General features: G+C 64.8%; 19 protein-coding genes. 7 read left to right on the top strand and 12 right to left on the bottom strand.

Translation table 11 applies throughout. The features are described from left to right. Positions 1 to 3 precede the first annotated feature (3 nt). The 5 genes from atpG (at position 4) to glmS (ending at position 6,322) form a co-directional block, all read left to right on the top strand. Entirely contained in the window at positions 4 to 885 is an 882-nt protein-coding gene (atpG, locus tag BT108_RS08595; protein WP_072294135.1) for a F0F1 ATP synthase subunit gamma, read from the top strand. A 30-nt stretch (positions 886 to 915) separates the two neighbouring features. Then, a complete protein-coding gene (atpD, locus tag BT108_RS08590) occupies positions 916 to 2,295 on the top strand; it encodes a F0F1 ATP synthase subunit beta (RefSeq protein WP_072294134.1) in 1,380 nt (459 codons plus the stop codon). 75 nt (positions 2,296 to 2,370) lie between these two features. Further along, complete coding sequence (locus BT108_RS08585; RefSeq protein WP_072294133.1) at positions 2,371 to 2,790, top strand: F0F1 ATP synthase subunit epsilon; 420 nt, start codon at positions 2,371 to 2,373, stop codon at positions 2,788 to 2,790. A 242-nt stretch (positions 2,791 to 3,032) separates the two neighbouring features. Beyond that, complete coding sequence (gene glmU, locus BT108_RS08580; protein ID WP_177257286.1) at positions 3,033 to 4,412, top strand: bifunctional UDP-N-acetylglucosamine diphosphorylase/glucosamine-1-phosphate N-acetyltransferase GlmU; 1,380 nt, start codon at positions 3,033 to 3,035, stop codon at positions 4,410 to 4,412. 65 nt (positions 4,413 to 4,477) lie between these two features. Continuing rightward, positions 4,478 to 6,322 (top strand): glutamine--fructose-6-phosphate transaminase (isomerizing), encoded by a 1,845-nt coding sequence (gene glmS, locus BT108_RS08575; RefSeq protein ID WP_072294132.1) that lies wholly within the window; start codon positions 4,478 to 4,480, stop codon positions 6,320 to 6,322. Between the two features lie 104 nt (positions 6,323 to 6,426). Here glmS and BT108_RS08570 read toward each other — a convergent pair whose 3' ends face one another. From BT108_RS08570 to BT108_RS08545, 6 genes are all read right to left on the bottom strand, one after another. Beyond that, positions 6,427 to 7,650: an ABC transporter permease gene (locus BT108_RS08570; protein WP_072294131.1), complete on the bottom strand. Its 1,224-nt coding sequence runs from the start codon at positions 7,648 to 7,650 to the stop codon at positions 6,427 to 6,429. Then, positions 7,647 to 8,381 carry an ABC transporter ATP-binding protein gene (locus BT108_RS08565; protein ID WP_072294130.1) on the bottom strand — a complete coding sequence of 245 codons (735 nt, stop codon included), beginning with the start codon at positions 8,379 to 8,381 and terminating at the stop codon, positions 7,647 to 7,649. The genes BT108_RS08570 and BT108_RS08565 overlap by 4 nt, the downstream gene beginning before the upstream one ends. Then, positions 8,381 to 9,526: an efflux RND transporter periplasmic adaptor subunit gene (locus BT108_RS08560; RefSeq protein ID WP_072294129.1), complete on the bottom strand. Its 1,146-nt coding sequence runs from the start codon at positions 9,524 to 9,526 to the stop codon at positions 8,381 to 8,383. Before BT108_RS08560 ends, BT108_RS08565 begins: the two co-directional genes overlap by 1 nt. A gap of 120 nt (positions 9,527 to 9,646) precedes the next feature. Next, complete coding sequence (locus tag BT108_RS08555; protein ID WP_072294128.1) at positions 9,647 to 11,326, bottom strand: M48 family metalloprotease; 1,680 nt, start codon at positions 11,324 to 11,326, stop codon at positions 9,647 to 9,649. Positions 11,327 to 11,442: 116 nt separating this feature from the next. Then, positions 11,443 to 11,781 (bottom strand): P-II family nitrogen regulator, encoded by a 339-nt coding sequence (locus tag BT108_RS08550; protein ID WP_072294127.1) that lies wholly within the window; start codon positions 11,779 to 11,781, stop codon positions 11,443 to 11,445. Between the two features lie 78 nt (positions 11,782 to 11,859). Beyond that, complete coding sequence (locus BT108_RS08545; protein ID WP_072294126.1) at positions 11,860 to 13,473, bottom strand: NAD+ synthase; 1,614 nt, start codon at positions 13,471 to 13,473, stop codon at positions 11,860 to 11,862. 173 nt (positions 13,474 to 13,646) lie between these two features. Between BT108_RS08545 and BT108_RS08540 the strand changes: the two genes are divergently transcribed. Further along, the gene (locus BT108_RS08540; RefSeq protein ID WP_072294125.1) at positions 13,647 to 14,798 is read left to right on the top strand and encodes a GNAT family N-acetyltransferase; all 1,152 of its coding nucleotides are present in this window, start codon (positions 13,647 to 13,649) and stop codon (positions 14,796 to 14,798) included. Beyond that, positions 14,795 to 15,334, top strand: a complete 540-nt coding sequence (locus tag BT108_RS08535) for an NUDIX hydrolase (protein ID WP_072294124.1) — start codon at positions 14,795 to 14,797, stop codon at positions 15,332 to 15,334. The genes BT108_RS08540 and BT108_RS08535 overlap by 4 nt, the downstream gene beginning before the upstream one ends. 21 nt (positions 15,335 to 15,355) lie before the next feature. Here the strand turns inward: BT108_RS08535 and BT108_RS08530 are convergent, their stop codons facing one another. From BT108_RS08530 to BT108_RS08510, 6 genes are all read right to left on the bottom strand, one after another. Beyond that, positions 15,356 to 16,522: an ABC transporter permease gene (locus BT108_RS08530; RefSeq protein ID WP_072294123.1), complete on the bottom strand. Its 1,167-nt coding sequence runs from the start codon at positions 16,520 to 16,522 to the stop codon at positions 15,356 to 15,358. Position 16,523: 1 nt separating this feature from the next. Then, on the bottom strand, positions 16,524 to 17,681 hold the full coding sequence (locus tag BT108_RS08525; RefSeq protein ID WP_072294122.1) for an ABC transporter permease: 1,158 nt from the start codon (positions 17,679 to 17,681) through the stop codon (positions 16,524 to 16,526). 19 nt (positions 17,682 to 17,700) lie between these two features. Beyond that, positions 17,701 to 18,393: an ABC transporter ATP-binding protein gene (locus BT108_RS08520; protein ID WP_072294121.1), complete on the bottom strand. Its 693-nt coding sequence runs from the start codon at positions 18,391 to 18,393 to the stop codon at positions 17,701 to 17,703. A gap of 7 nt (positions 18,394 to 18,400) precedes the next feature. Continuing rightward, complete coding sequence (locus BT108_RS08515) at positions 18,401 to 19,618, bottom strand: efflux RND transporter periplasmic adaptor subunit (protein ID WP_072294120.1); 1,218 nt, start codon at positions 19,616 to 19,618, stop codon at positions 18,401 to 18,403. Positions 19,619 to 19,861: 243 nt separating this feature from the next. Continuing rightward, the gene (locus BT108_RS13820; RefSeq protein ID WP_177257285.1) at positions 19,862 to 20,002 is read right to left on the bottom strand and encodes a hypothetical protein; all 141 of its coding nucleotides are present in this window, start codon (positions 20,000 to 20,002) and stop codon (positions 19,862 to 19,864) included. Continuing rightward, a complete protein-coding gene (locus BT108_RS08510) occupies positions 19,992 to 20,648 on the bottom strand; it encodes a hypothetical protein (RefSeq protein WP_143142444.1) in 657 nt (218 codons plus the stop codon). Before BT108_RS08510 ends, BT108_RS13820 begins: the two co-directional genes overlap by 11 nt. Positions 20,649 to 21,174: the final 526 nt, after the last annotated feature.

The following is a 21,174-nucleotide window of genomic DNA, read 5'->3' as shown; positions in this document are numbered from 1 at the left end:
CCGATGGCTGGTAGCAGGGAAATACGCAACAAGATCAAGAGCGTAAAGAACACGCAAAAGATCACGCGCGCCATGGAGATGGTGGCGGCCTCCAAGATGCGCAAGGCGCAGGAGCGCATGAAGAAGGCGCGGCCCTATGGCGAGAAAATCCGCAACGTCGCCGCGCACATGAGCCGGGCCTATACCGAGTACCGGCATCCCTTCCTGGTGGAGCGCGACACGGTGAAGCGCATCGGTATCGTCGTGGTCACCTCCGACAAGGGCCTGTGCGGCGGACTCAACACGAACGTGCTGCGCATGGCCGTGAGCAGGATGAAGGCCTGGGAAGCCGAAGGCGAACAGATCGAAGCGTGCTGCATCGGCAACAAGGGACTGGGATTCATGAGCCGCATCGGCGCCAGCGTCATCTCCCACGTCGTGGCGCTGGGTGATACGCCCGACTTGGAAAGGCTGATCGGGGCGGTGAAAGTGCTGCTGGACGGCTACACCCAGGATCGGTTCGACCGGGTGTACATCTTCTACACGCGCTTCATCAACACCATGAAGCAGGAACCGGTGATGGAGCAATTGCTGCCGCTGTCGGACGAGCGCCTGAAGTCCGGCGACGGACCCACCGGGCAGCGCGGCGTGTGGGACTACATCTACGAGCCGGAAGCCAAGCCGGTGATCGACGACATCATGGTGCGCTACGTCGAGGCGCTGATCTACCAGGCGCTGACGGAAAACATGGCGTCCGAGCAGTCCGCCCGCATGGTGGCGATGAAGGCCGCCTCGGACAATGCCGGCAACGTGATCAACGAGTTGACGCTGATCTACAACAAGTCGCGCCAGGCGGCCATCACCAAGGAGCTTTCGGAGATCGTCGGCGGGGCGGCGGCGGTCTGACTGTTTTGACATAGCATTTTAGGGAACGACATGAGCCAGGGAAAAATTGTTCAGTGTATCGGCGCCGTGGTGGACGTCGAGTTCGCACGCGAAGAACTGCCGAAGGTGTACGATGCGCTGGTGCTGGAGGGAACCGAGCTGACGCTCGAAGTCCAGCAGCAGCTGGGGGACGGCGTGGTGCGCACCATCGCGCTGGGGTCCTCGGACGGCCTGCGCCGCGGCATGATGGTTACCAATACCGGTGACCAGATCGTGGTACCGGTCGGTACCAAGACACTGGGCCGCATCATGGACGTGCTGGGCCGGCCCATCGACGAGATGGGGCCGATCGGCGAAGAGAAGAGGATGTCGATCCACCGCAAGGCCCCCGCGTTCGACGAGCTGTCCGCCTCCACCGAACTGCTGGAAACGGGCATCAAGGTGATCGATCTGGTCTGTCCGTTCGCCAAGGGCGGCAAGGTCGGATTGTTCGGCGGCGCGGGCGTGGGCAAGACCGTGAACATGATGGAACTGATCCGCAACATCGCCATCGAGCACAGCGGCTTCTCGGTATTTGCCGGGGTGGGGGAGCGCACCCGCGAAGGCAACGACTTCTATCACGAGATGAAGGAGTCGAACGTGCTGGACAAGGTGGCGCTGGTGTACGGGCAGATGAACGAACCGCCCGGCAACCGCCTGCGGGTGGCGTTGACGGGCCTGACCATGGCGGAGTATTTCCGCGACGAAGGCCGCGACGTGCTCCTGTTCGTCGACAACATCTACCGCTTCACCCTGGCGGGGACGGAAGTGTCCGCGCTGCTGGGCCGGATGCCGTCGGCGGTGGGTTATCAGCCGACGCTGGCGGAAGAGATGGGACGCCTGCAGGAGCGCATCACCTCGACCAAGTCGGGTTCCATCACCTCGATCCAGGCCGTCTACGTGCCGGCGGACGACCTGACCGACCCTTCTCCAGCCACGACCTTCGGTCACCTGGACGCGACCGTGGTGCTGTCGCGCGACATCGCTTCACTGGGGATCTACCCTGCGGTGGATCCGCTCGATTCCTCCTCGCGGCAACTGGACCCGCTGGTCGTGGGCGAGGAACACTACAGCACTGCGCGTGACGTGCAGCAGACTCTGCAGCGCTACAAGGAACTGCGCGACATCATCGCCATTCTGGGAATGGACGAACTGTCCCCCGAGGACAAGCTGGCGGTGGCCCGGGCACGCAAGATCCAGCGCTTCCTGTCGCAGCCCTTCAACGTCGCGGAAGTATTCACCGGCGCACCGGGCAAGTACGTTTCGCTGAAGGAGACCATCCGCGGCTTCAAGGGCATCGTCGCCGGCGAGTACGATCACCTGCCGGAGCAGGCCTTCTACATGGTGGGCGGCATAGACGAGGCGGTCGAGAAGGCCAAGACCCTGCAATAGCGGACCTCCTCTTAAACATAAATACGGCTTCCCGGATCAACCAGCCAGGCGGGCCGATCGGCAATGGAAAGAAAAATGGGCGTGTTTCACGTTGACATCGTCAGTGCGGAGGAGTCGATCTACTCGGGGCCGGCGGAGTTCCTGGTGGCTCCGGCGGAAGCGGGAGAGGTCGGAATCTACCCGCAGCATACCCCCATGCTGACGCGCATCAAGCCGGGCTCGGTGCGCATCAAGGCGCCGCTGAAGGAAGAGGAACTGGTCTATGTTTCGGGAGGCGTGCTGGAGATACAGCCGGACGTGGTCACCATCCTGGCTGATACCGCCGTGCGGGGAGCCAACCTCGACGAGGCCAAGGCGAACGAGGCCAAGAAGCGCGCGGAAGACGCCATGCGCGATCGTTCCTCCGCCCTCGACTACGCCCGCGCGCAGGCCGAACTCAGCGAGGCCATCGCCCAGCTGGCTGCCATCCAGAAACTGAGAAAGCGCGGGCACTGATTCACCCCCCGCGTCGCGGATTGCAGGGGCGGCTCATGCCGCCTTTGTTGTTTGTGGGACTTGCCGCCCGTGCCGCGCGGTGCGAAGGGATCAAGGCAGGCAGGCCGGGCGCCGTCGCCGAGCCAGCTTGGATCTTGCACCCACAGTGTGATAAATTGGCGGCATCATCGAGGTGGCGCACGGTCCATGTGCAACGTGGCATCGCCTGTCAATGACTGGTTCCTTACCTGTTCTCTCGTTCCATGCCTACACTGCATATCGTCATCCTGGCCGCCGGGCTCGGCAAGCGCATGCACTCGGCCCTGCCCAAGGTCCTGCACCGTCTGGCCGGCAAACCGCTGCTCGGGCACGTGCTCGATACTGCGCGGGCACTGTCGCCGGATAGAATCTGCGTGGTCTACGGGCATGGCGGCGAGGCGGTGCCGCGGGCCATGGGAGACGACAGCCTCACGTGGGTATTGCAGTCGCCGCAGTTGGGCACCGGCCACGCCGTGATGCAGGCGCTACCGCATCTGGACACCACCGGCATGACCATGGTGCTGTATGGCGATGTTCCCTTGACGGGGGCCGAGACCCTGGGGAGACTCTTCCGGATGGCAGAGTCCGGAAAGCTCGCCCTGCTGACGGTGGACCTTGCCGATCCTTCCGGTTACGGCCGGATCGTGCGCAACGGCGATGGCAGCATCGCCGCCATCATCGAGGAAAAGGACGCCGGCCCATCCCAGCGGGCAATACGGGAGATCAATACCGGCATCATGGCGATCCCGAACGCGCATCTCCACGGCTGGCTGCACCGGCTGGAAAACAACAATGCGCAAAAAGAATACTACCTGACCGACATCGTGGCGATGGCGGTCGAGGACGGTGTCGCCGTGGAGGCAATTCAACCCGGCCATGAATGGGAGGTGGCCGGCGTCAACAGCAAGGTACAGCTTGCCGCGCTCGAACGCATCTGCCAGCATGAGGGCGCAAGAAAGCTGCTGGAGCAGGGCGTGACGCTGGCCGACGCGCAGCGCATCGACGTGCGTGGATGGCTCGACTGCGGCAGCGACGTGGAGATCGATGTCGGCTGCATCTTCGAAGGTCGGGTGCGTCTGGGGGACGGCGTGAAGGTGGGTGCCTACAGCGTCCTGAAGGACGTCAGCGTAGAGGCGGGCTCGGCGATCGCCCCCTTCAGCCTGATCGAGTCGGCGGCAATCGGGGAGAACTGCCGCATCGGTCCGTATGCTCGCATCCGTCCCGGCACCCGGCTCGACAGTGGCGTCCATATCGGCAACTTCGTCGAAGTCAAGAACAGCACCATCGCCGCAGCCAGCAAGGCCAACCATCTGAGCTACATCGGCGATTCCGTGGTGGGCCGGAACGTCAACATCGGCGCCGGCACGATCACCTGCAACTACGACGGCGCCAACAAGTACCAGACCATCATAGAGGATGACGTTTTCGTCGGTTCCGACACGCAACTGGTGGCGCCCGTGCGGGTGACGCAGGGTTCCACCATCGGCGCAGGTTCCACCATCACGCGGGATACGCCGCCGGAGACGCTCACGCTGTCGCGGGTCAAGCAGACGAGCATCGACGGATGGAAGCGGCCGGTAAAGAAACCCCGGGACGGACAGTAGCACCGGGCAGCCGGGACTGATCCCGATTCGCCAATTTCTCGAGTGAGACAGGGAGGTATCGATTCATGTGCGGAATAGTCGGCGCGGTGGCGCATCACGACGTCGTTCCGGCGCTGCTGGAAGGCCTGCGCCGCCTCGAATACCGGGGCTACGACTCCGCCGGGCTGGCGCTGATGAACGGCGGCCTGCACCGGCTGCGCACCACCGGGCGGGTGGCGGAACTCAGCAAGCTGGCAGGCGAGCAGGATTTCCAGGGAGAGGTCGGTATCGCCCATACCCGCTGGGCGACCCACGGCGCCCCCTCCGAGCGCAATGCCCATCCCCACTTCTCCGGTGAGATCTCGAAGGTCGCGGTGGTGCACAACGGCATCATCGAGAACCATGAATCGTTGCGGCAGCACCTGCAGGACGAGGGTTTCCGCTTCCTGTCCGATACCGATACCGAGGTGATCGCCCATCTCGTCACCCGCAACCTGAGGGAGACCTCCGACCTGTTCGAGGCCGTGTGCCGCTCGGTGGGCGAACTGCAGGGCGCCTACGCCATCGCCGTGATGGAAGAGGCGCACCCCGAACGCATCGTCGTTTCCCGCAACGGTGCGCCGCTGCTGCTGGGGCTGGGCGAATCGGGGCACTATGCCGCCTCCGACGCCTCCGCCCTGCTACAGGTGACCCGGCACATGATCTACCTGGAAGAGGGCGACGTGGCCGAGCTGCGCCGCGACGGCTACCGCATCGTCAGCCTTCGGGACGGGATGCGCCAGGAAGTGACGCGTCCCGTCCACGAGAGCGAGCTGACCAACGAGTCGGTGGAACTGGGGCCCTATGCACACTTCATGCAGAAGGAGATATTCGAGCAGCCGGGCGTCGTGGCCAATACCCTGGAGATGGTGCTCAACGCCCATTCCATCTCCCCGCGCCTGTTCGGCAGCGAGGCGGAATCCATCTTCAATGCCACCGACGGCATCCTGATCCTCGCCTGCGGCACCAGCTACCATGCCGGGCTGGTGGCACGCTACTGGCTGGAGACGCTGGCGGGTCTCACCTGCAACGTCGAGATCGCGAGCGAATACCGCTATCGCGAGCCGGTGGCCAATCCCGACGCGCTGGTGGTAGGCATCTCCCAGTCGGGGGAGACGGCGGACACCCTGGCCGCGCTCGGCTACGCCCGGCTGCTGGGGCACCGCCACAGCCTCGCCATCTGCAACGTGGCGGAAAGCGCGCTGGTGCGGCAGACCGACCTGCGCTTCCTGACCCGCGCCGGACCCGAGATCGGCGTCGCCTCCACCAAGGCATTCACCACCCAGCTGGCCTCACTGATGCTGCTCGCCATGACGCTGGCCAAGCTTCGCGGAAAACTGTCGGGCGAAGGCGAGCGTGAGATCATCGCCGCGCTGCGGCATCTGCCCGTCGCTCTTCAGCATGCGCTGCAGGTCGAGCCCCAGGTCAAGGTCTGGGCCGGCAGGTTCTCGCAGAAGCGTCACGCGCTGTTCCTCGGGCGGGGGGTGCACTATCCCATCGCCATGGAGGGTGCGCTCAAGCTCAAGGAGATTTCATACATCCACGCCGAGGCCTACGCCGCGGGAGAGCTCAAGCACGGCCCGCTGGCGCTGGTGGACACGGAAATGCCGGTGGTCGCCATCGCCCCCAACGACGCCCTGCTGGAAAAGCTCAAGTCCAACCTGCAGGAAGTGCGCGCGCGCGGCGGCGAGCTGTACGTCTTCGCCGATGCCGATTCCCACATCCAGGAAAGCGAGGGCGTGCACGTCATCCGCCTGGCGGAGCACGCCGGTTCGCTCAGTCCCATCCTGCACACCATTCCGCTGCAGCTGCTGGCCTACCACGTGGCCCTGCAGAAGGGCACCGACGTCGACAAGCCGAGGAACCTGGCGAAGTCGGTGACGGTGGAGTAGGCGGTCACCGTCTTTCCCTTTCCCTTTCCCCTCGAGGAGCATGCTCCTCGGCCCAATGCGAGGGCCTCAGGTGCCGCGGGCGCAATGGACGCGACTCACCGTCATCATTCGTATCGCAGCGCTTCCACCGGCCTGAGCGCGGCTGCCTTCTTCGCGGGATAGAATCCGAAGAATATCCCCACTGCCGAGGCGAAGGTGAACGCCAGGAGCACGGTGCCCAGGGTGATCACCACGACCATGTCCAGGGCCATGCTCACGGCCCAGGCGCCTCCGATGCCGAGGGCGATGCCGATCAGGCCGCCCAGGATGCAGATGACCATCGCCTCCAGCAGGAACTGCGCGAGGATGGCGCGGCGGTTGGCGCCGATGGCCATGCGGATGCCGATCTCGCGGGTGCGCTCCGTGACCGACACCAGCATGATGTTCATGATGCCGATGCCGCCCACCAGCAGCGAGATGGAAGCGATGGAGCCCAGCGTGATGGACATGATTCGGGCCGCTCCCGTCGCCACTGCGGCGATGGCCGCCATGTTGCGCACGGTGAAGTCGTTTTCCGCACCCTCTGTGATGCGATGTCGCTGACGCAGCAGCTGGTTGATCTCCCGCTCGGCCTCGTCCATCGCCTCGGCGGATACCGCCTGGATCATCATGAAGCGGATGGTGTCGGGGAACTGGGTACCGAAGATCTGGCGCTGTCCGGTGGTAATGGGGATGAAGACGGCGTCGTCCTGGTCGTTGCCATCCAGCCCCCGCCCCTTGGGAGCGAGGATCCCCACGACCGTGAAGGGGCTGTTCTGGATGCGTATCGTCCTGCCGATGGGATCGTCGGTGCCGAAGAGGTTCTCGGCGCTGACCTGGCCCAGGATGGCGGCGCGCGCCGCGGCGCGGAGATCGGTTTCGGTGAAGAACGCCCCCCGTTCCAGCGGCCAGTCGCGTATCCGGAAAAAGTCCGGGGTGACGCCGGTGACGGAAGTGCTCCAGTTGTTCGCGCCATGGTTGATCTGCGCGGTGCTGCCGAGCAGCGGTGCGGTCGCCTTGACCGAGGGCAGATGGGTGATGGCCTGCGCGTCCGCCATCGTCAAGGTCTGCACTCCGCCCGCGCCGGAACGCAGTACACCGGAGGAGGTCGCGCCGGGGATGACGATGAAGAGGTTGCTGCCCATCGAGCTGATGGCCTGATTCACTGCGGTCTGCGCACCCTGGCCCACGGCGAGCATCAGCACCACCGCCGCCACGCCGATGATCATGCCCAGCATGGTCAGGCCGGTGCGCAGGCGATTGAGGCGCAGCGCCCGCAGCGCTTCGCCGATGATGGCGAGCGGATTCATGCCCCGATCCCGCCATCGTGCACCACCCTCCCGTCCTGCAGGCGGATCAATCTCCGGGCGCGGGCCGCGATATCATCCTCGTGCGTGACCAGAACGACGGTGATGCCCTCTTCCCGGTTGAGCTGCTCGAAGATCGCCATGATCTCGTGGCTGGTCTGGGTATCGAGGTTGCCGGTGGGCTCATCCGCCAGGATCAGCGGCGGGTTGTTGACGAGCGCGCGGCTGATGGCGACGCGCTGCTGTTGCCCCCCGGACAGCTGGGTGGGCTGGTGGGCGGCGAACCTGCCCAGGCCGGTGCGTTCCAGCAGTTCCCGCGCACGGCTGCGGGCCTGTGCGCGGGTGGAGCCGGCGTAGAGCAGGGGCGCCGCCACGTTATCGAGGGCGGTCATGCGCCTGAGCAGGTTGAATCCCTGGAAGACGAAGCCAATGCTGCGATTGCGCACGCGGGCGAGGTCGTCATCGGAGAGCGCCGCGATGTCATGCCCTTCCAGCCAGTAGTGCCCGCTGGTGGGGGTGTCCAGGCAGCCGAGCAGGTTCATGAGCGTGGATTTTCCGGAGCCGGAGTGGCCCATGATGGCCACGAACTCGCCGCGATCTATGGCGAGGCTCACGTCGAACAGTACCTGGGTGTCGACCGTATCGTCACCGGTGCCGTCTTGCAGGCTGTAGATCTTGCAGAGATCCCGGGTCCGGATCAGAGGGCCGCCGGGAATGGGAGCCGGGTGCGTCATCAGAACATCTTGAACCTGAATTTTCCGCCGGGGCCACTCCCCTCCGCCGTCTCGCGCACGATCAGGGCGTCGCCGGCATGGATGTCGCCTTCCAGAACCTCCGTGTGGCGGGTATCTGCGATGCCCGTGCGAACGTCGATCCCGACGGGTCTGCCCTGTTCCAGCCGGTAGACCCGGGTGCCAGGCCGCTCGCCGCCTGCCGCCGGCGGGGATCCGTCGCGTTCCGCCGGCCGGTAGCGCAGGGCCGCGTTGGGCACGCGCAGCGCATCGCTGCGCCGATCGACCATGAAGCGCACATTGGCGGTCATGCCCGGCAGCAACACGCCCTCGTCGTTTGAGACCGCCACGATGACGTTGTATGACACCACGTTGTGCTGGATCTCCGGGTTGAGGCGCACCTGCCGGACGGTACCCTCGAATTCCCGCGCCGGGAAGGCGTCGACCGTGAAGCCGACCGTCTGGCCGATGCGCAGCAGGCCGATATCCGCCTCCGCGACGCTGGTGTCGATCTGCATCTGGCGCAGATCCTTCGCGATCAGGAACAGCGTGGGCGTCTGGAAACTGGCTGCCACCGTCTGGCCGACGTCGACATCGCGCGCGATGACCACGCCTGAGATCGGCGAACGGATCACGCTGTAGCCGAGGTTGGCGCGATCGCGCGCAAGCTGCGCCTCGCTGATGGCGAGCTGGGCGCGGGCAGCCTCCAGCTGCTGTTCCACTGCTTCCAGCGCATCCGGGGAGATGAAACCCTGCTCCACCAACGTACGATTGCGGTCCATCTTGTTCTGCGCCAGCTTGAGCGCGGTGCGGCCATTCATCACACTGGCCTGGGACTGGAGCAGCTGCGCCTGGAACAATGCGGGATCGAGTTCGGCGAGCACCTGTCCTTCCTCGACGCGGTCGTTGAAGTCGGCGTGGAGCCTGTACACCGTACCCGACACCTGGGTGCCGACGTTGATCAGCACGACCGGATTGAGGGTGCCGTTCGCCGTGATGCTCTGCACGATCTCGCCGCGGTCCGCGGGTTCGGTCCGGTAGCGTGCCTCGTCGGGATCCGATGCTGACTGCCAGTGCCAGATGCCCGCCGCACCTGCCAGCAGCGCCAGGATGAAAAGAAATCGCCGGACTGGCGAAGGGGATGTCATACGTGGCCCGGGCGATGCGCCCTTGACGTGGGTGAAAAAAAGAAAACCGGGTATATTACCTGAGGGCGGGCGGTTTAGAAACGATCCTGGCTTCGGGATGCGCCGGATCGGATGGAAACCTCACTCATTCTTCTTCGCGTCGGCCAGGGTGCGCAGCTCCCTGAGACGCGCCTCCGCGCCGGATTTCTGATAGAAATCGCCATCCTCGTCCTTCAGCGCGATCTGCAACTGCTCGATGGCGGCGGGGATGTCTCCCTGGCGTACGTGGATTTCCGCCTGCGCACGGTGCTGCATCAACGTGTTGCCCAGCGCGCCGTGGCACAGCGCCTGCAGCCGGTAGAGGCGCGTGTCGTCGGGCAGGAACTGCAATTGCTGGTTCACGAACCGGAGGGCAGCCGCGGGATCCTTCCTGTGCAACAGGGTTTCGGCATAGTCATAGACCAGGGCGCGATGCTGGGGATAGATCTGCAGTGCGGCCTCGTAGAGATCGAGTGCTTCCGCCGTCTCGCCCAGTGCCAGCTTGACCTTTGCCGCGAGGGTCTCGATCATGGGGCTGGGCAGGGCCGGCTTGCGCGTGATATGGATGGTAGCACCGAGGCGATGGTTTTCCAGGATACCGTCCGCGTCCGGTTGAACGGAGTCCGGAGGGGCGCCGCTGAATATGCCGTGCGCCTCGACCTCGCCCAAGGCGAGGCGCGCGCGCTCGGCAAGCGCCTCGATGGTGTCGCTGGAGAGGGGCACCCGGTATGTACTGTGCGCGATCAGGGCGGGTGAACGGTTCTGCAGCGCGTCATCGACGCTGGACTGCAGGTTCTCGTACAGCCGCATCAATTCCTTGTCCGCGCGCATGAACTTCCTGTCCCGCAGCAGGGCGTTGATCAATCCGTAGCGTTCCACGGCCTCGTTGCGATAGCGTCTCTCACGCAGCGCGGAGTCGAAAAACTCGACGGCGTTCCCCGGCGTGTCCATGGCAGCCCGCAGCTTGGCCCGCACCAGCTGGAAGTCGAGGCTGTCGGGAATCTGGCGGTAGGGGAGGGACTGGGTGCGGCTGTCGATGTCGGCAATGCGCTCGTGCGTGATGGGGTGGGTGCGCAGATAGGACGGCGCACTGCTCTCACGGAAGCGTCCGGCCCTCTGCAGGCGCTCGAAGAATCCCGACATGCCGCGCGGGTCCAGGCCGGCGCTGACGAGGATGTTGAGGCCGATTCGGTCCGCCTCTTTCTCGTGCTCGCGGGTGAAGTCCAGCTGCGACTGGATCTGGCGCGCCTGCGAACCGATCAGCACCGCCTGCGCGGCCTGAGGGTTGCTGCGAGAGGCCAGCACCGCCAGCGCGACCGCTCCCAGGGAGCTCAGGAAGGCATACTTCTGCCCCGCGATCATGCGTGCGAGGTGCTTCTGGGTCACGTGCGCGATTTCGTGCGCCATCACGCCCGCCAGTTCGGATTCGCTCTGCGCGGCAAGGATGAGGCCGGTATTGAAACCCATGAATCCCCCGGGCAGGGCGAAGGCGTTGATCATGGGATCCTTCACCGCGAAGAACTCGAACTCCTGGTCGGGGCGCGATTCGCTGGAATTCAGCAGCAGCCGTGTGCCGAGCCCGGTAAGATAGCCGGCAACCTCGGCGTCGTCGAGATAACTGGGATCGGCGCGGATTTCCGCCATGATCCGCAGTCCGAGTTCCCGCTCCTGTTGGGGCGAGACGGTTGCCTGCGATGCTTCACCCAGATCGGGCAGTCCGGTGGCAGGCAGATCGGTTGCCAGCAGCAGTGCCAGAGTCGCTGCCAGGTAGCGGTATATCATGTGAATAGGATTGCGATGCCCGCAGTGAAGTTCCGGCTGGCCGGGATCGCCATCTGCAGACGCGAGGGCAAGGCGCGGACAGCCGGCGGGTTGCGTCGGCCGGTCGTCAGGCAACCTCAGATGGCGGTCTCACCGGTCTCGCCGGTGCGGATTCTCACGACCTGCTCGATGCGCGTGACGAAGATCTTGCCATCCCCGATCTTGCCGGTGCGCGCGGTACGGGCGATGGTATCGATGATGCCGTCCACCAGCGCCTCGGGTACGACGGTCTCGATCTTGATCTTCGGCAGGAAATCCACCACGTACTCCGCGCCCCGATAGAGTTCGGTGTGGCCCTTCTGCCTGCCGAATCCCTTGACCTCGGTGATGGTCAATCCGCTGACGCCGGCTTCGTTGAGCGCCTCGCACACTTCGTCGAGCTTGAACGGCTTGATGATTGCTTCAATTTTTCTCATGGCACATTCCTTGATGCATGGATTTTGTCGCAGGTGACCGAATATTACGCCGAAACCGACGGTACGGGTTGTACAGCTTCAGAATTCACGGTATCCCGAGGTGATGGGATGGCGCCAGTCCCTGCCGAAGCCCTGCGAAGTGACGCGAGGGCCGGGCGGGCTCTGGCGGCGCTTGTGTTCGCTGAGGCGGATCAGGCGCACCACGCGGCGTACGTCGGTTTCCTCAAAGTGCTCCATGGACACGATCTGTGGTACCGACAGACTGCGTTCCACGTAGGCTTCGACGATGCCGTCCAGGACGTCGTAGGGTGGCAGGCTGTCCTGGTCGGTCTGCTCCGGGCGCAGTTCGGCCGAGGGCGCCCGGGCCAGCACGCGCTCCGGGATGACCTCGCTCAGCGCGTTGCGATGGCGGCAGAGCCGATACACCAGGGTCTTGGGAACGTCCTTCAGCACCGCGAAGCCGCCCGCCATGTCGCCGTACAGCGTACAATAACCCACCGCCGTTTCGGATTTGTTGCCGGTCGTGAGCACGATGGCGCCCCGGCGGTTGGAAAGCGCCATCAGCAGGGTGCCGCGTATGCGTGCCTGCAGGTTCTCCAGGACGATGTCCGCGGCCGTGGCCGGCGATCCGGCCCACGCCGCGGAAAGCGTCTCCGTGAAGGCCGCCAGCAGCGGCTGGATCGGCAGTTCACGATAGCGCACGCCGAACGTGCGGGCCATGGCACGTGCATCCTGGAAGCTGATGTCGGCGGTGAAAGGGGAAGGCATCATGACCGCCTCAACCCGCTCCGGGCCCAGTGCATCCACTGCGACGGCCAGCACCAGCGCGGAATCCACGCCCCCGGAAAGCCCGAGCAGCACGCCCGGTATGCCGTTTTTCCGGACGTAGTCGCCGAGACCCAGGCACAGCGCCTGGTAGACATCGGCTTCCGGCGACTGGGGTGCTGCAATGGCGCCGGTGACGGGAGCGCCATGGTGCAGTTCGACCAGGCCCAGGGTCTCGGTGAATGCCCCGAACAGGTGCGTGACGTCTCCATGGGAGTCCATCGCGAACGATGCGCCGTCGAATACCAGTTCGTCCTGCCCACCCACGAGATTGGCGTAGACGATGGGCAGCCCTGTTTCCTCGATGCGCTGGCGGGCAGCTTGCTGGCGCAGCATGAGCTTGCCGGTGTGGTAGGGCGAGGCATTCAGCACCACGAGTGCCTGGGCCCCTTCCGCGCGGACGCGGGCGGCGACGTCCCGCTGCCAGATGTCCTGGCAGATGGCGATGCCGAATCGCACGCCATCCAGCTCGAATACGCAGGGATCGGCGCCCGGTTCGAAATAGCGCCGCTCGTCGAGCGACGCATGCCCGGAGAGATGATTCTTGAAATAGGTGGCCAGGATCCTGCCTTCCCGTATGACCGACGCCGCATTGTACAGCCTCCCGTCCAGGAGATGAGGGTGCCCGACCAGCAATGCCGTGCCGTGTACGCCCCTGGCGAGGCGGATGAGCGCGTCCCGGCACGCCAGGCGGAATCCGTCCCGCAACAGCAGGTCTTCGGGCGGATATCCCGACAGCGCCAGCTCCGGCGTGACGACTAGGCGGGCTCCGGCGCCTTCGGCCTGGCGGGTGAAGTCGAGAATCCTGCGGAGATTGCCGTCGAGGTCGCCGACGGTGCAGTTGATCTGGGCGATGGCGAGTTTCATGATGGCGCCATGAGTATGCGCTATGGTCTGGGCCTGTCGGACGTCATCGCGATCGGGGCCCCGGAGGGGCCGTGGCCGCGTGGATCGCATAATATTACCAGAACGTTGCAAGGAGACCGGGGCGGGATCCGGGGCGTGCGCGATCGGACGCGCGTGCCGGGTGGGACATTTCCATGACATCCAAGTACGAAATCGAGGCGCTCGATTCTCTGGACGGCATTTCTGTCGCGGCATGGAATACACTGGCCGGGGACGATCCCTTCCTGCGGCATGAACTCTTCTCCGCCCTGCACGGCAGCGGCTGCGCCTCGCCGGAGACAGGCTGGCGGCCGCGCTTCCTCGCGCTCCGGGAAGAAGGTGTCCTGCGGGGTGCGCTGCCGCTGTATCTGAAGGACCATTCCTACGGAGAGTACGTCTTCGACTGGGCCTGGGCGGACGCCCATCGCCGCTGTGGATACGCCTACTATCCCAAGCTGCTGAGCGCGGTTCCCTTCAGCCCCGTGACCGGCCGGCGCCTGCTGGCAGACACGGCGGAGCATCGCCGGATGCTGATCGGGGCCGCGCTGAAAATGGCCGTGGAGTCCGGCGTGTCGTCGTTCCACTGTCTGTTTCCGGGGGACGGGGAGGCGGCCGAGTGGAAGGGAGCGGGCCTGGCGCTGCGTCAAGGCGTCCAGTTCCACTGGCGCAACCGCCCGGATGGAGGGTATGCCGATTTCGATGAGTTTCTGGGCACGCTCGAACGCGACAAGCGCAGGAAGATCCGGCAGGAGCGGCGCCGGTTGCAGGCGGAGGGCATCCGTTTCCAATGGCTTTCCGGGCACGACGCGCAGCCGGATCACTGGCGCTTCTTCGCGGGCTGCTACGACAAGACCTATTTCGACCATCACGCATCGCCCTATCTCAGCCTGGATTTTTTCCTGCGGCTCGGCCGGCACATGCCCGAAAACGTGCTGCTGATACTGGCGTTGCGCGAGGGCCGGCCCATCGCCGCCGCCCTGAACCTGCACAACGACCGTACGCTGTACGGGCGTTATTGGGGTACGATGGCGTTCGTTCCCGGATTGCATTTCGAGACCTGCTACTATCAGGCCATCGAATTCTGCATCGCCCGCGGCCTTGCCCTGTTCGAGGGCGGCGCGCAGGGAGAGCACAAGCTGGCGCGCGGCCTGCTGCCGGCGCGTACCTGGTCGGCGCATTGGCTGGCGCACCCCGAGTTCGCGGCGGCGGTCGGGCACCACGTCAGGCACGAGGCGCAGGGAGTCGATCGGTACCTGGACACGCTGAACGCGCGTTCGCCATTCAGAAAGGAAGCGGGAAGCGGATGAAATTCTGCAGCAATTGCGGCGGCCTGGTGGAGTGGCGCATTCCCGAAGGGGATGCGCTGCCCCGCTACATCTGCCCCTCGTGCCATACCATCCACTACCAGAATCCCAAGATCGTGGTGGGCTGCATTCCCGAATGGGAGGACAGGATACTGTTGTGCCGAAGAGCCATCGAGCCGCGCCATGGCCTGTGGACCGTGCCCTCGGGCTTCATGGAGAACGCCGAGACCCTGGTGCAGGGTGCGGCGCGGGAGACGCTGGAGGAGGCGAACGCGCGGGTCGAGATGGGGAACCTCTACGCCATCTACAACATACCCCACATCAACCAGGTGCACGTCCTGTTTCGCGCGCGGCTGCTGGATCTGGACTTCAGCCCGGGCAGCGAGAGCCTGGACGTGCGGCTCTTCGCGGAGACGGAGATTCCCTGGACGGAACTCGCGTTCCGTGTCATCCACGAACCGCTGAGGCGCTACTTCGAGGAACGCCAGTGCGGCAGGCTGGGATTCCACATGGGCACGATCGAAGAGATTCGCGGCTGATCCGCGCGATCGGGAACCGGATCAGGCTGCCCGCAGCGAATCCACGATGTCGAGCCGCGCGGCGCGGGCGGCGGGGAGGAATCCGCCGGCCACGCCCATGACCAGCGCGAAGGCCAGCGACTTGGCCGCGATCTCGCCGTTCAGGGTGAAGCTGAACGCAAGCTCGGAAAAGGACTGCCAGTTCATGGTGGAGATGGTGAAGAACTGCATGAACGAGGCGAGCGCCAGCCCCGCCACGCCGCCTGCGGCGCCCAGCATCAGGGCCTCCACCAGGAAGGCGGCGAGGATGTTGGCGCGGCGGAACCCGAGCGCGCGCAGCGTGCCGATCTCCGTGGCGCGGTTGGCGACGGAGGCGTACATGGTGATCATGGCGCCGATGATCGCGCCGATGGAGAAGATGATCGACAGGATCATGCCCAGGTAGCTGATGAAGTTCGCCAGCAGCTGCGACTGCTCGGCATAGAAGACGCTTTCCTGCTTGATGTCCAGGGTCAGGCGGGGATCGGCCTCAAGGCGGGCCCTGAACTCCGGGAACCGGTCGGGGTCGACGAGCTTCACGATCACCGACGAGTAGACCGACCTGCGGAACGCCTGCATCAGCTGGTCCGCGTCGCCCCATATCTCCGAGTCGAAGCCGGTCCTGCCCGCATCCATGATGCCGACCACGGTCCATTCCCGCTGCCCGAAGCGCAGCGTCTCGCCGACGCCGGTGCCCTGGTAGCGCTCCGCCACGCTCTTGCCGGCGATGATCTCCGTCGAACCGGGACGGAACATCCGCCCCGACAGCAGGCTGACCTGCGGGCGCAGTTCGAGCCCGTGCGAGCCGACGCCGCGGATCAACACGTTGGATGCCTTGTCCGAGCCGCGCTTGGCGAGCGAGATCAGCACCACGGTTTCCTTCGAGGCCAGTTGCAGGCCGTGTTCGCCGAGCGCGATCTCGGGCTGGCTTTCCACGATCGCCGCCTGTTCCCGGTCGATGATGCTCTGCACCTCCGTCCCGGCGGAGCGGCGGGTCACGACCACGTTGCCCGGCGAGCCGGTTTCCACCAGGGTGACCCGCAGCCCTTCCTCCAGCATCAGCACCGTGGCGAAGACGAACACCACCAGCGCCATGCCGCCCGCGGTGAGCAGGGTGGTCAGCCTGCGGGCGGCGAGATTGCGCCAGATGTAGGAGAGGGGAACGGACATCTCAGCCCATGCTCCTCAGTCCCTCGACGATGGGCACCCGCGCGGCGCGAAAGGCGGGCAGCGCGGCCGCCGCGACGCCCACCGCGGCTGCGGCCGCGGCCTGCATCCAGATCGTCTCGGGCGACACGCCGAAGACCGGGAACAGCGTGCCCACCTGCTTGCTGAATCCGTGCGCCACGGGAAAGGTGAGGGCGATGCCCAGCACCGCGCCGGCGAGCGCGATCGCGAGGGATTCGCCGTAGATCAGCCCCGCCAGGAAGGCCGGGCCGAACCCGAGCGCCTTGAGGGTGGCGTACTCCGCGATGCGCTCCCGCGCCGTCATGGCCATGGTGTTGGCCATGACGGCCAGGATGATGAAGATGACGAGAAAGGAAACGATGCGTATCGCCACCACGATCGCCTCGGTCATGGAGACGAACCCGAGCTGGAAGGCCTTCTCCGTCTCGGTGAGGGTCTCGGCGAGCGAATTGCGGAACATGGCGTCCACCTCGGTGGATATCTGGGCGGCATTGTCGGGGTCGGAGATCTCGATCACGTAGACGCCCACCCAGTCCGTCTTGCGGGCGCCCGCCTTCTTCATGGTCTCGTTGAGATAGTCCCAGTGGAAGAACAGCTGGGACGTGTCGGTGCTGGCCTGCGCGCCGTCGTAGATCGCCCGGACGGTGAAATTCCAGGTGCCCGGATAGATGGTGCCGCGCAGCGGAAGGGCGTCGCCGACCTTGAAGCCGTAGGTATTCGCCAGCTTGCGGCCGATCACGCAGCCCTTGCGGTCGATGACGAAGGCCTTCATCTCGGCGGGCGGGATGACGTATTCGGGGTAGAGGTCGAAGTAGGTTTTCGCGTCGACGGCGAACTGGGGAAAGAAATTCTTCGGCGTCACGTAGACGCCGCCGAACCAGTTCGCATAGGAGATGGCCGTCACGCCTTCCATGCGGCGTATGCGCTCGCGGTAGCTGACCGGCAGGGGAAACACCAGCGAGATTGCGTTGCGCGTCACCAGGCGCGCGGCGGAAGCGCCTTCAGCGCCCGAATACCAGGCGTCCACCACGGTGCGCAGCAGCCCGAACGCCAGGATGGCCACCACCAGGCCCAGCACCGTCAGCCCCGTGCGCAGCCGGTGGCGCAGGGCATTTCTGAGTATGAGTTTCAGGAAGTGCATGGGCGTGCGGGCGCGGCATTCAGGGCGCCACGTCGAGCTCCCCTTTTTCCAGATGCCGGATCGCGTGCGCCGAGCGCGCTGCGTGCGGATCGTGCGTCACCATGATGATGGTTTTTCCCAGTTCGGCGTTCAGGCGCTCGAGCAGGGCGAGGATGTCGTTCGCCGAGGCGCGGTCCAGGTCGCCCGTGGGCTCGTCCGCCACCAGGATGACGGGGTCGGTGATGAAAGCCCGGGCGATCGCCACGCGCTGCTGCTGGCCCCCGGACAGCTCCGAGGGATAGTGGGTGGTGCGGTCGGCCAGCCCCACCATGGAGAGGGCCAGGTCCACGCGCGCCTGGCGCTCGCCGCGCGCGAGCGACGTCAGCAGCAGGGGCAGTTCGACGTTCTCGAACGCGGTCAGGACCGGCATCAGGTTGTAGAACTGGAAGATGAACCCGACGTTGGCCGCGCGCCAGTCCGCGAGCTCCGCCTCGGAAAGGGTGGCGATGTCGGTCCCGTTCACCGTCAGCGAGCCGCCATCCGGTTTGTCGATGCCGGCGATCAGGTTGAGCAGGGTGCTCTTGCCCGACCCCGACGGCCCCATCAGCGCGATGAACTCGCCGGCGGCGATGTCGAAGGAAATGTTCGTCAGCACCGGCACCCGCTGCTCGCCGCGGCGGTAGCTCTTGGTGAGATTCCTGATGCGGACGATGGGTTCGGCCGGGGATTCCATGTGTCCGCTACTTCGCTGCCACCTTGACGCTGTCGCCGTGGCCCAGGCCGCCGTCCGGGTGCAGGACGACCTTGTCGCCCGCCGCCGGGCCGCGCAGCACCTCGACCATGTCGCCAATCCGCGCGCCCGTCTCGACGGGTGTCTCGATCGCGGCGTCGTCCTTCACCACGAACGCCACCTGGCGGCCATTGCGCGAGACGACGGCCTCCGGCGGGATGACCGTGCGGGCGGTGCGCTCGTCGGGAGCCATCTCCTTTTCCAGGAAGGCGACCTTGGCGCTCATCTCCGGCAGGATGCCGGGATCGCGGTCGAGGAAGCGGATCTTCACGATCACGGTGGCCTTGGCGCGGTCCACCGTCGGCACGACGCGCTCCACCAGGCCGCGGAAGCGCATGTCCGGCATGGCGTCCAGCTGGATCTCGCACGGCTGCTCCAGCCTGACCTTGGGCAGGCTGGATTCGGAAACGTCCGCCTCCACTTCCAGCGTGTCCATGTCCGCCATCGTGACGACCGCGCCCTTGGCGTCGAGGGCGGAGGAAAAAGGAGTGATCACGTCGCCCACGTTCGCGCTCTTGGTCAGCACGATACCGTCGAAGGGCGCCCGGATCAGGGTCTGCTCCACCGCCACCTGCGCGGCGCGGTGGCTGGCCTCGGCCGCGTCCACCGCCGCCTCGTAGCCGCGCACCGCGGCCCGGGCCTTGTGGAAGCGCGCGGTCGCGGCGTCGAAGGCGAACTGCGAGATGAAACCCTTGGCAAGCAGCTCCTCGTTGCGCCGGTGGGCCGCCTCGGCATCGATCAGTTCCGCCTTTCCCTGTTGCAGGTTCGCACGGGCGACGCCGACGTTGGCGGCCGCCTGCTCCATCGTGGCGCCCACGTCCGTGTTTTCCAGCCGGGCGATGATCTCGCCCTGCTTCACCCGGCTGCCTTCCGTCACGCCCAGCCATTCGACCCGGCCGGTGCCCTTGGACGCCACCGCCGCCTTGCGCTGGGCCACGACGTACCCCGTGGCGTTGAGCAGGGTGTGGGACTGGGACGGGTAGGCCGTGGTCACGGTGCCGATTTGCACTTCCACCGTGGCATGGGTGCGCAGATACAGCGCCGCGAGCAGCCCCAGCGCCGCGACGGCGGCCAGCGCGGGCACGGTCCGCAGCGGCTTTTTCCGGCCGATCGGACGGGCGCCGCCGGTGCGGTCGATCCTGAGTCTGGAGAGGTCTTCGTTGGCCACGGACAGAGTCCCGGAAGTACGACGCGTGATTATCGCGTAGAAGCGGTGCCGGGGCTAGCCGGCGTCCGGTGGAATTTTCCGGACGAGAGGGCCGAAGGAGTCTACGTGGAGGGGGCGGAAGGGCGGGCTGGGTGTTGGGCTGTGCGGGGTGCTCGAATCCTTGCAGGGACCGCAGGAACGATGGAGCTGACGGTCAAACGGGAGGAGAAACCCGCCTCTTGGTACCAGTTGAGATTGCCGGTCTCAGCGTTTATAACTCAAGACATCCTTGAATACATCGAGCAGCGCCCCCTGGACGAGCTTCAGGGCTGTGCTTGAAAATTCGCCGCCGAGCCCGAACACGATGTCGAATGTCAGTTCCTTTTCATCCGCCTCACTGGCCATGATTTCCCTCCTTCAATATGATGGTGGGTGCATCCGATTCCTGATCGATCGGATCGTCGACTGGACTGCTGGCTACGTGTTTTCCGGGATATCCCGCTAGCGCGATCCACAGCCAGTAAAAGACTATCGGTATGGTCATGGCAAAGCCTCCGTAGCCGATGAGCAGTATGGTCGCCGTGCCAAAACCCGGCGAGAAGAAGGCGTGCATCTCCCATCCGATAGAACCAGTGTGCTCATGGATACAGATTCCTATAAAAGAAAGTATCAACACTAGCTGTCCCACCCCTAGGCACGCCAGCTTCCAGCGCGGCAGTTCGTTCTTTCCAGGCATGATGATCTTCCTTGGATCCTCAGTCACAAAAACTCGGTACATGGCCCAGACCGTGAGGAAGGGGAAACCGAAGGCGCAATAGATGAGTATCACCTGCGCTGGGAAGGGCACGTCACTTACGCGCGCGGCGTTGCCGAGCGCGCCGAGGACCGGCTTCAGGGTCTCGATCCCCGCCAGCGCCCAGGTCGGTGGCTCTCCCCAACGCGCGGTAAAGTACAATACGTAGCCCAGCACGCAGAAAATCAATAGATCCCTTTGGGATACTCTGTGGAATCTGCGCTCCTCGGGTGAGATGGCTGTTTGCTCACGCTTCATGATCATCTCCGGTACCGATCAGTACGATACGCCTGAGGATGAGCAAGGCGCCTCTTATTTTTTGTCATATCGATAGTCTTTCCGGTGGAAAGCACGGCAGCCGTTGAATTGTTTCATTGGCTGTGATTTCCTTTCTTCAATACGATCCGTGCGAGCATTCGGTTCTTTACCGAGCTCCGGAAATTCCGCAGGAGTGATGGGTTGCGCTGCGCTCCACCCATCCTTGTATGATCAGAGATATTCAGATTTTGTTTGTGATGCAAGTAAGATGATGCTTCACTGGGGAAGCCGTCCCATCCTGAAGACAGGTTTTTTAAGGTCTGAGCTTGTGATGTAGATTGGCTCCCCGCCCTATTCGCCAATACCGTGGAGTATCCGAGGCTTTGAGCCTGTATACACAAGGATGGTAGGCGCGTGTGCAGGGTCGGGGAACCCGTGACATTGTATCGCGACTTCATTCGAGGATTCATCATGACACTTCAAACGACTGAACCCGGAACACCTGCACAGATTGCTGTTCCCGTTG

The sequence above is a fragment of the Nitrosovibrio sp. Nv17 genome (assembly GCF_900119085.1).
Taxonomy (GTDB): Bacteria; Pseudomonadota; Gammaproteobacteria; order Burkholderiales; family Nitrosomonadaceae; genus Nitrosospira.
The sequence above is the reverse complement of the archived record's forward strand: the minus strand, read 5'-3'. Positions and strand labels throughout refer to the sequence as shown.